The organism is Streptomyces sp. NPDC058375, from assembly GCF_042723425.1.
GTDB lineage: Bacteria > Actinomycetota > Actinomycetes > Streptomycetales > Streptomycetaceae > Streptomyces > Streptomyces durocortorensis.
Genome location: NZ_JBHXJG010000264.1, coordinates 1 through 9,670, shown reverse-complemented (window position 1 = coordinate 9,670; position 9,670 = coordinate 1). Strand labels below are relative to the sequence as shown.

The window sequence follows — 9,670 nt, the reverse complement described above, 5'->3', positions numbered from 1 at the left end:
GGGCCAGGGCCGGGGCCCGGCCCCCGCCCCCAGCGAGGCGCTGCTGAACGGCACCGGCCCCGACTGCACCGGCGCGTCCTGCGGTTCCAGGTCCAGCAGCGCCACCGCCGCCCGGCTGACCTCGCGCACCAGGCCGCCCGGCAGCCAGCCTGCCGCCACCATCGCGGCCGCCCCGCCGGGAGCCAGCGCCCGGGCGAGGTCGGCCGGGCCGGGCCGGGCCGCCGGGTCCTTGGCGAGGCAACCCGCGACCACCTCGCGCAGCTCGCCCTCCAGGTCGCCCAGCTCGGGTTCCTCGTGGACCACCTTGTAGAGGAGTACGGCCGAGGAGTCGCCCGGGAAGGGGGCCGCGCCCGTCGCCGCGTACGCGAGGACCGCGCCCAGCGAGAAGACATCGGCCGCGCCGGAGACGTCCCGGCCGCGGATCTGCTCGGGCGCCATGTAGCCGGGCGAGCCGACGGAGACCCCGGAGGAGGTGAGCGAGACGCTCGCGCCGAGGGCCCGGGCGATGCCGAAGTCGATGAGGCGGGGGCCGTCGAGGGCGAGCAGCACGTTGGAGGGCTTCACGTCGCGGTGGACGATGCCCTGGTCGTGGACGGCCGCGAGGGCCTCGGCGAGACCCGCGCCCAGGGTGCGTACCGCGTGCTCGGGCAGCGGGCCGTGCTCGGTGATCGCCTGGGAGAGCGGGGGACCTGCGACGTAACCGGTGGCCACCCAGGGCACCGGGGCGTCCGGGTCGGCGTCCAGTACGGGGGCCGTCCACTGGGCGCCGACGCGCCGGGCGGACTCCACCTCGCGCCTGAACCGGGCGCGGAACTGCTCGTCGAGGGCGAAGTGGGGGTGGACCACCTTGACGGCGACCGTACGGCCGCCCGCGCTGCGGCCGAGATAGACCCGGCCCATGCCGCCCGCGCCGAGCCTGCCGAGCAGCCGGTAGGCACCGATGGTGTGCGGTTCGCCCGCTTCCAGCGGCTGCATATGGCCTCCCCCTGTGAACCCTGCGGACGGTGAAACCCGTGGACGGCAATCCCGGTGGACGCTCCGGAATCCCTGCGGACGGTCCGGACCCGGACCGAAGCCTAGGGGGCGCCCCCGGCGTGGTCACCGGGAAACGGCCGGACCATTCCCCCTTCTCCGGTCAGGAGGGGATCTTTTCGCCCCGGGGAAAGGCGCGAATGTGTTGTTGCGCCGCCCGCCTTTCCGTAGCCGGCGGGCGTATCCGGGTGGCCCGGGAACGGGAAAGGGGAATTCCCTCCTTTCCCGGGTGCGGCCGCCGGCTTCAGCCGCCGAGCAGCTCCACATGGACGTCGGCCGGGTATCCGGTGTCCCGGCCCGTACGGCGGGCGAACTCGCGGACGCCGGCCAGCTGGTCCGGGCCGAAGCGGAAGTCCAGGGTCGTGAAGTACCGCTCCAGCACCTCCGCGTCGAAGGCCTCCCAGCGGGCCGCCTGCTCCGCGACCTTGGTGACCTCCTCCAGGGAGAGGTCCCGGGAGGCCAGGAACGCCTCGTGGACCTGGGCGGTCCGCTCGGGGTGCGCGGCGAGGAAGTCCTTGCGGGCCGCCCAGACGGCGAAGACGAACGGCAGCCCCGTCCACTCCTTCCACATCTGGCCCAGGTCGTGGACCTGGAGCCCGAGGCGCGGGGCGTCGTGCAGGTTGGCGCGCAGCGCGGCGTCGCCGATGAGGACGGCGGCGTCCGCCTCCTGCATCATCAGGCCCAGGTCGGGCGGGCAGGTGTAGTAGTCGGGCCGGACGCCGTAGCGCTCGGCGAGCAGCAGCTGCGCCAGCCGTACGGAGGTGCGCGAGGTGGAGCCGAGGGCGACCCGGGCCCGGTCGAGCTGCTCCAGCGGGAGCTGGGAGACGATCACGCAGGACATGACGGGCCCGTCGCAGCCGACCGCGATGTCGGGGAAGGCCACCAGGTCGTCGGCGTTGCGCAGGTACTCCACGAGGGTGACCGGGCCGATGTCCAGGTCCCCCCTGATCAGCTGCTCGCTGAGCCGCTCCGGGGTGTCCTTGGAGAGCTCCAGGTCGAGCAGGGTTCCGGTCCGCGCCAGACCCCAGTAGAGGGGGAGGCAGTTCAGGAACTGGATGTGGCCGACGCGGGGCCGGCTGCGACGGTCGTCGTCGCCTTCGCGGGGGGAGACGGTTGAATTGTCCACATCGCGAGGCTAGACCCGCAGCCGGCCGTGAGCACCACCGGGGCCGCACGCCCCGTCCCGCGCCCCGCCCGCACTCCGCTCCGCGCCCCGCCCGCACTCGACTCCGCGCCCCGCCCGCACTCGACTCCGCGCCCCCTTCCGGGGGCCCTCGGGCGACCCTCCCGCCGGACGCCCGACGGGGGTCGTCAAACCTTCGGGTGAAGTGATCTTTCCCTCTACCGCTCTCCAGAGACTGCGTGCTAGGCTCGCCCGCAAGTTGCAGTTTGGTTTCCCTTGCAGTACAGAGCCTGCGGAGCATGTAACCCGCAGGCTTTTGTAGTTTTCAGACTTGTTTGCAGGTTCTGGAGCAGGGCAACCCTTTGGCCCAAGGAGGGCTTATGGCTACCGGAACCGTCAAGTGGTTCAACGCTGAAAAGGGCTTCGGCTTCATCGCCCAGGACGGCGGCGGCCCGGATGTCTTCGTTCACTACTCCGCGATCAACGCGTCCGGGTTCCGCTCCCTCGAGGAGAACCAGGTCGTGAACTTCGACGTCACTCAGGGGCCCAAGGGCCCGCAGGCTGAGAACGTCACCCCGGCCTAGTTGCCCGGGTCGGTCGATCGCGGCCGTACATAGCAGTACCCAAGGAGCCCCGCTCCCCCGCTTCGGCGGAGGAACGGGGCTCCTGCCTGTATACGGGGCTCCTGCCTGTATACGGTCCGGGGCCCGCCCCGGCGACGTACGCCTTCGCCCCCGCGTGAAGAGGTGCCCGGCGCCGGGTCAGGGAGACGTTGCGCCAGAAGGACCGGTGCGCGTGCGCCGGTACCGCGCGGGTGTCGTGCCGACGTGGCGGGTGAAGTGCCGGTTCAGGTGGGCCTGGTCGTGGAATCCCACGGTCGCGGCGACGTCGGCGGGCCGGTGGTCGTCGAGGAGGAGCCGACGTGCTCGTTCGATGCGCCTGCCGGTGAGGTAGGCGTGCGGCGGCAGGCCATAGGTCTGCTTGAAGCAGCGGATCAGGTGGGTGGGGTGGGCATGGAGGACGGCGGCGGCCTCGTGCAGGTATATGCCGACGCGGATCCGTGAGTCCAGTAGTTCCCGCAGCCCGGCGGCAAGCCGGTTCGCCTCGTGCCCCGGCGTGCGGGGCCGGAGCGCGTCGAGGTGGGAGAGGAGCCGTTCACGGATGAACGAGAGGCGGGACTCCGCTTCGAACCCGTCTCCGGCGTGGACGAGAGCGGCGTGCAGCTGGTCGATCCGCCGGCGCAGCAGCATGTCGCTGAAGACCGGGGCGTCCACCGCACGGCCGGCCAGACGCTGCGGGAGTACGGAGTCATCGAGGTAGAGGTTGCGCTTGCGGAAGCCCGACGTCGTGACGGTCCGGCCGTCGTGGGGGACGCCCGGAGGCAGCAGGAGGACCCCGGCGCCGGCGGTCGCCCCGTGACGGTGGCGGTCGAGTGCGAAGTCGACCGAGCCGTCGTCGAGGATCATCAGGTCCCACGTGTCGTGGGTGTGGGCCGGGTACGCGTGGTCGGTGAAGTGTGCGTGGAAGACCTCGGTGATCCCCGGAACCGGTGGCCTCCAGGCGCTGATGGACGTACGGGGTCGGGCTCCGGTCATGTCAGGAACGTACAAGACCGGCGAAGTCCGGACGCGGCAGGCTCGTGACGCCGGCCGGAGGACCTGCGAGGTCGCTCCCGGTTGCCCGGCCTTGGGGAAGGGTTACGCACATGTCCAGGTCTGCTGCTGTTCCTGTCAACCTCGCCGACAAGTTGTCGCAGTTCAGCGAGTTGTGGTCGCAGAAGAAGGTGGCTGTTCTCAACGACTACGACGTCAAGCTGGCCAAACTGAAGGGGGAGTTCGTCTGGCACACCCACGAGGACACCGATGAACTGTTCCTGGTCATCACCGGGCGGCTCACCATCCAGCTCAGGGATGCCGATGTGGTGCTGGAACCCGGCGAGTTGTTCGTGGTTCCCCGTGGAGTCGAACATTGCCCCGTGGCCGAGGAGGAGACCGCGATCCTCCTGTTCGAACCTGCGGGAACGATCAATACCGGCGACGCGGAAGGGCCGATGACCAAGGCGGCCGAGACCCTCGACTGACAGCGGGGCGGGCGATGTCAGGCCGTGCCCCTGATGCGGCGTCCGCCCCGGCGACGCTTGACCTTGACCCCGTGTGAAGGGGTGCAGTGGGAGCCACATGTTCACCATCGGAGATTTCGCCCGGTACGGGCGGGTGTCGCCCCGGATGCTGCGTCATTACGACGCCATCGGGCTGCTGCGCCCGGACCGCACCGACCCCGCCACCGGCTACCGCTTCTACGGCGCGGCCCAGCTCGCGCGGCTCAACCGGATCATCGCGCTCAAGGATCTCGGCTTCACGCTCCAGCAGGTGGGGGCGGTCCTGGACGAGCAGGTGGGCCCGGAGGAGCTGCGCGGCATGCTGCGACTGCGGCGGGCGGAGCTGGCGGAGGCGGCGGCAGCGGCGAGGGCGCGGTTGGCCCGGGTCGAGGCGAGGCTCCGGTCGATCGAGAGCGAGGGGCACATGCCTGCCGACGACGTTGTGATCAAGACCGTTCCGGCGGTCCGGGTGGCCGAGCTGACCGGGACGGCCGCGAGCTACCAGCCGGAGGACATCGGGCCGGTGATCGGCCCGCTGTACGAGCGGCTCTTCCCGCTCCTGGAGGGCGCGGGCGTCCGGCCCACCGGTCCCGGGATCGCCCGGTACGAGGACGCGCCCGGGGGCGGCGGCGCGATCGTCGTGCACGCCGGGGTGACCGTGTCGGCCCCGGTGGGCGCGGTCGGGGACACGGGGGTGCGGGTGGTGGAGCTGCCGGCGTTCGAGGCGGCGACGATCGTGCACCGGGGCGCGATGGACGACGTCCTGCCGGCGACCCACACCCTGGCCCGCTGGCTGGACGCCAACGGCTACCGCTCCACCGGATACAGCCGCGAGGTCAACCTGGAGTGCCCGGCGGACCGGAGCGCGTGGGTGACGGAGCTCCAGGAGCCGGTGGTGAAGGCCTGACGCGGCCGCCCGTACGGGGAGGGGGTCACGGTCTCCTCCCTGTACGGACCGAGGCTCACGGGCCCGCCCAGAGCCCGTCCTCCGTGAGCCCCAGCAGCTCGATGGCGTTGCCGCGGACGATCCGGTCGACGACGTCCGGGGCGAGGTGGCCCATCTGCTCCTCGCCGACCTCGCGGGAGCGGGGCCAGGTGGAGTCGGAGTGCGGGTAGTCCGTCTCGTACAGGACGTTGCCGACGCCGATCGCGTCGAGGTTCTTCAGCCCGAAGGCGTCGTCGAAGAAACAGCCGTAGACATGCTCGGCGAACAGCTCGGACGGCGGCCGGTGGACCTTCTCGGCGACACCGCCCCAGGCCCGGTTCTCCTCCCAGACCACGTCGGCGCGTTCCAGGATGTACGGGATCCAGCCGATCTGCCCCTCCGCGTACATGATCTTCAGGTTGGGGAAGCGCTCGAACTTGCCGCTCATCAGCCAGTCGACCATCGAGAAGCAGCAGTTGGCGAAGGTGATGGTGGAGCCGACGGCGGGCGAGGCGTCGGCGGAGGTGGACGGCATCCTCGACGAGGAGCCGATGTGCATGGCGATCACGGTGCCCGTCTCGTCGCAGGCCGCGAGGAACGGATCCCAGTCGTCCGTATGTATGGACGGAAGCCCGAGATGGGGAGGTATCTCGGAGAACGCGACGGCGCGCACGCCCCGCGCGGCATTGCGCCGTACCTCGGCGGCGGCGAGTTCCGCGTCCCACAGCGGGACGAGGGTGAGCGGGATGAGGCGGCCGTGCGCCTCGGGGCCGCACCACTCCTCCACCATCCAGTCGTTGTACGCGCGCACCCCGAGGAGCCCCAGCTCGCGGTCCTTGGCTTCGGTGAACGTCTGGCCGCAGAACCGCGGGAAGGTCGGGAAACAGAGCGCGGACTGAACGTGGTTGACGTCCATGTCGGTGAGCCGGTCCGGGACCGAGAAGGAGCCGGGCCGCATCTGCTCGTAGGTGATGATCTCCAGCTTGATCTCGTCCCTGTCGTAGCCGACGGCGGTGTCCAGGCGGGTGAGAGGGCGGTGCAGGTGCGTTCCACGGTAGCGCCGATCTGACGACCCGTCAGCAAGCGTGCGCGCATTCGCGACGGGGAGGGCACGGGGCACGGTTCCCGAATCGTTGTCGAGGGCTTGTGCAGAGCGTCACCCACTGCTGACGAGTCCGCCCGGGACAAGGCAGACTGTTGAGCGCGATACCAGCGGTACCGCGCCATCCGGATGCACACCGCACTTCGGCGCACGGCGGACATGCGGACGCGGGCACCACCGGCAGGATCCGCAGACGAGCGGGACCGGCAGGCGAGCAGGACAGGGGGCATCAATGGACCGTGACAGCGGGCCACGCGTGCGCGTACCGGAGCAGCGTGCTCCGGAGAAACCGGGTACGGCGGACGCCCTCAGGTTCACCGTGCTCGGCCCCGTACGGACCTGGCGGGGCTCGGAGCTGCTCTCCTCCGGCTCGCCCCAGCAGCGCGCCCTGCTGACCGCGCTGCTGCTGCGCGAGGGGCGGACGGCCACCGCGGGCGAGCTGATCGACGCGTTCTGGGGCGAGGACCCGCCCTCGCAGGCGCTGGCCACGATCCGGACGTACGCCTCCCGGCTGCGCAAGATCCTCGGCCAGGACACGCTGGTGAGCGAGTCGGGCGGGTACGCGATCCGGATCGACCGGGGCGCGCTGGATCTCACCCTGGCCCAGGACCTGGCGGCCGAGGCGGAGAAGGCGCGGGCGGCCGGGGACCGGTGCCAGGCGCGCACCCTGATCAACAAGGTGCTGGGCCTGTGGGACGGCGAGGCGCTGGCCTCCGTTCCCGGCCCGTACGCGGACAACCAGCGGACCCGGCTGGAGGAGTGGCGACTCCAGCTCACCGAGACGCGGCTCGACCTGGACCTGGAGGTGGGCTGCCACGCGGAGGCGGTCTCCGAGCTGACCGCGCTCACCGCGGCGCACCCGCTGCGGGAGCGGCTGCGTGAGCTGCTGATGGTGGCGCTGTACCGGAGCGGCCGGCAGGCGGAGGCGCTCGCGGTGTACGCGGACACCCGCCGCCTCCTCGCGGAGGAGCTGGGGGTGGACCCGCGCCCCGAACTGGCCCAGCTCCAGCAGCGGATCCTGCGCGCCGACGAGGAGCTGGCCCGCCCGGCGGACGAACCGGCCCCCGCGCCCGCGCCGTTGAGGCCGGCGCAGCTCCCGGCCACCGTGCCCGACTTCACCGGCCGGTCCGCGTTCGTATCGGAACTGGGCAGCCGGCTGGCCACGGCGGAGGGCTCGGTCATGGCGGTCTCGGCGGTGGCCGGCATCGGGGGCGTAGGCAAGACGACACTGGCCGTGCACGTCGCCCACCAGGCCCGCCGGCACTTTCCGGACGGGCAGTTGTACGTCGACCTCCAAGGCGCGGGGGCGCGGGCGGCCGACCCGGAGACGGTCCTCGGCTCGTTCCTGCGCGCCCTCGGTACGGCGGACTCGGCGATCCCGGACACGCTGGACGAGCGGGCCGCGCTGTACCGCTCGACGCTGGACGGCCGCCGCATCCTGATCCTCCTCGACAACGCCCACGACGCCGCCCAGATCCGCCCGCTGCTGCCCGGTACGCCGGGGTGCGCGGCGCTGGTGACGAGCCGGGTGCGGATGGTGGACCTGGCCGGGGCGCATCTGGTGGACCTGGACGTGATGTCGCCCGAGGAGGCGCTCCAGCTCTTCACCCGGATCGTGGGCGGGGAGCGGGTGGGCTCGGAGCGGGAGGCGGCCCTGGACGTGGTGGCCGCGTGCGGCTTCCTGCCCCTGGCCATCCGCATCGCCGCCTCCCGCCTGGCGGCGCGCCGCACCTGGACGGTGTCGGTCCTGGCCGCGAAGCTCGCGGACGAGCGGCGCCGGCTGGACGAGCTCCAGGCGGGGGACCTCGCGGTGAAGGCCACGTTCGAACTCGGCTACGGCCAACTGGAACCGGCCCAGGCCCGCGCGTTCCGCCTCCTGGGCCTCGCGGACGGCCCGGACATCTCCCTGGCCGCGGCGGCCGCCCTGCTGAACCTGGACCCGCACGCGGCGGAGGACCTCCTGGAGGCCCTGGTCGACACGAGCCTGGTGGAGTCCGCGGCCCCGGGCCGCTACCGCTACCACGACCTGGTGCGCCTCTACGCGCGTGCGTGCGCGGAGCGGGACGAGCGGGCGGTGGAGCGGGAGTCGGCGTTGTCGCGGCTGCTGGACTTCTATCTGGCGACGGCTGCGGGGGTGTATGCGCTGGAGCGGCCGGGGGACCGGCTGGTGGACCACCTGGCGCGCGTCGATCAGCCCGGGCTGGTGTTCCAGCAGCGGGGCCCAGCGCTGGACTGGATTCACGCGGAGGCGGAGTGCGTCCTGGCTTGCGCCCACCAGTGCACCGACTCGGCTTCCTTGCGGCGGGCGGCCGACCTCCTGCTGGCCGCAAAGGACCTGCCTGAATCCGGGGCCAACTCCCGGCGGTACGAGGTGGCCGCTCAGGCCGTGCTCGCCGCCGCGGTCCGTACAGGCGATGTCCATGCCGAGGGCAGGGCTCGCACTGCCCTGACGAACGTCTTCCACTTCGCGGGCCGGTTCGACGAAGCCGAGGAAGAGGCCGAGAAGGCCATGGCCCTCTCCGAGGCCAACGAGGATCCGATTCCAGGCGGGTACGCGGCCAACACCCGCGGCTTCATCGCGGTCTACCAAGGCCGCTACGCGGAGGCGGAGAAGTACCTGCAGGTGGCGATCGCAAGTTTCAGGAGCGACGGCAATTGGCCGAGCGAAGCGAGCGCCCTCTGCAACCTGTCGCGGGCACAGCTGGCCATGGGCCGGACGGGCGGCGCGGTGACCCTTGCCCGGCAAGGGGTCGACATATACGACCGTCAGGGGCTGAGTCTGCGTCTGGCGAACGGGCGCTACGCCCTGGGAATCGCCCTCACCCAGGCGGGAGAGCTGGATGAGGCGCTCACCCAACTCTCCGAAGCCCTGGACATCTTCCATGAGAGTCGTCAGCCGCTCTGGGAAGGGATGACGCACTTCCGACTGGCTGAACTACACCTTCTCGCCGGCCGTTCGGCTCAGGCTGCCGCGCATGCCGAGCAGGCCATCGCACTCCGGGGCATCGGCGGGGAGTGGCGCCGCGCGACCGTGCTGACCGTCCTGGGCAAGGCCCTCAAGCTTCTGGGCCAAGTGGACCGGGGGCATGCGTGCTGGGTCGAAGCCCTGACGATCTTCGAGAACCACGGCTCGCAGGAAGCGGCGGAAGTTCGCAGCCTCCTGTCCCCGCAGCGCATGGACCAAGGGTGCCCCTGACAGGGCGTTCATCGTTCGTTTATCCCCCCACTGCACTCTCATCAGTAGGAATCCGTCGCGTCGGGGGGCAGACGGATTCTCCCGGCGGCCGCGGCGTTAGATTGGCGGCCCCAGCCCGTCCGGCGACCTCCGGGGGAGTCGCCGGACGGGCTTTCCGGCCTTGTCCGCTGATCCACGTTGGAGCGAACCATGAG

7 protein-coding genes and 1 pseudogene are annotated in these 9,670 nt (G+C 71.5%); 4 read left to right on the top strand and 4 right to left on the bottom strand.

Going from position 1 to position 9,670, the window contains the following annotated elements:
- Both ACFWM7_RS29820 and ACFWM7_RS29815 read right to left on the bottom strand, forming a co-directional pair.
- Positions 1–975 (bottom strand): serine/threonine-protein kinase (locus ACFWM7_RS29820; RefSeq protein ID WP_383266380.1); only part of this gene is annotated, 975 nt, incomplete at its 3' end.
- A 301-nt stretch (positions 976–1,276) separates the two neighbouring features.
- Positions 1,277–2,158 carry a menaquinone biosynthetic enzyme MqnA/MqnD family protein gene (locus ACFWM7_RS29815; protein ID WP_205085498.1) on the bottom strand — a complete coding sequence of 294 codons (882 nt, stop codon included), beginning with the start codon at positions 2,156–2,158 and terminating at the stop codon, positions 1,277–1,279.
- Positions 2,159–2,535: 377 nt separating this feature from the next.
- Here ACFWM7_RS29815 and ACFWM7_RS29810 point away from each other — a divergent pair, with 377 nt between their 5' ends.
- Positions 2,536–2,739, top strand: a complete 204-nt coding sequence (locus ACFWM7_RS29810; protein ID WP_003967102.1) for a cold-shock protein — start codon at positions 2,536–2,538, stop codon at positions 2,737–2,739.
- Positions 2,740–2,916: 177 nt separating this feature from the next.
- Here the strand turns inward: ACFWM7_RS29810 and ACFWM7_RS29805 are convergent, their stop codons facing one another.
- On the bottom strand, positions 2,917–3,750 hold the full coding sequence (locus tag ACFWM7_RS29805) for an AraC family transcriptional regulator (protein ID WP_383266378.1): 834 nt from the start codon (positions 3,748–3,750) through the stop codon (positions 2,917–2,919).
- A 110-nt stretch (positions 3,751–3,860) separates the two neighbouring features.
- Between ACFWM7_RS29805 and ACFWM7_RS29800 the strand changes: the two genes are divergently transcribed.
- Complete coding sequence (locus ACFWM7_RS29800; protein ID WP_383266376.1) at positions 3,861–4,235, top strand: cupin domain-containing protein; 375 nt, start codon at positions 3,861–3,863, stop codon at positions 4,233–4,235.
- A gap of 97 nt (positions 4,236–4,332) precedes the next feature.
- Positions 4,333–5,160: a MerR family transcriptional regulator gene (locus ACFWM7_RS29795; protein WP_383266373.1), complete on the top strand. Its 828-nt coding sequence runs from the start codon at positions 4,333–4,335 to the stop codon at positions 5,158–5,160.
- 55 nt (positions 5,161–5,215) lie between these two features.
- Here ACFWM7_RS29795 and ACFWM7_RS29790 read toward each other — a convergent pair.
- Positions 5,216–6,220: pseudogene (locus ACFWM7_RS29790) on the bottom strand (amidohydrolase family protein); the annotation flags it as partial.
- 292 nt (positions 6,221–6,512) lie between these two features.
- Here ACFWM7_RS29790 and ACFWM7_RS29785 point away from each other — a divergent pair.
- Positions 6,513–9,476 (top strand): BTAD domain-containing putative transcriptional regulator, encoded by a 2,964-nt coding sequence (locus ACFWM7_RS29785; protein WP_383266371.1) that lies wholly within the window; start codon positions 6,513–6,515, stop codon positions 9,474–9,476.
- Positions 9,477–9,670: the final 194 nt, after the last annotated feature.

What these genes read in the sequence shown, in the direction of transcription:
- ACFWM7_RS29810 (WP_003967102.1), top strand. Translation starts at nt 2,536, where the DNA reads ATGGCTACCGGAACCGTCAAGTGGTTCAACGCTGAAAAGGGCTTCGGC.
- ACFWM7_RS29805 (WP_383266378.1), bottom strand. Translation starts at nt 3,750, where the DNA reads ATGACCGGAGCCCGACCCCGTACGTCCATCAGCGCCTGGAGGCCACCG.
- ACFWM7_RS29800 (WP_383266376.1), top strand. Translation starts at nt 3,861, where the DNA reads ATGTCCAGGTCTGCTGCTGTTCCTGTCAACCTCGCCGACAAGTTGTCG.
- ACFWM7_RS29795 (WP_383266373.1), top strand. Translation starts at nt 4,333, where the DNA reads ATGTTCACCATCGGAGATTTCGCCCGGTACGGGCGGGTGTCGCCCCGG.
- ACFWM7_RS29785 (WP_383266371.1), top strand. Translation starts at nt 6,513, where the DNA reads ATGGACCGTGACAGCGGGCCACGCGTGCGCGTACCGGAGCAGCGTGCT.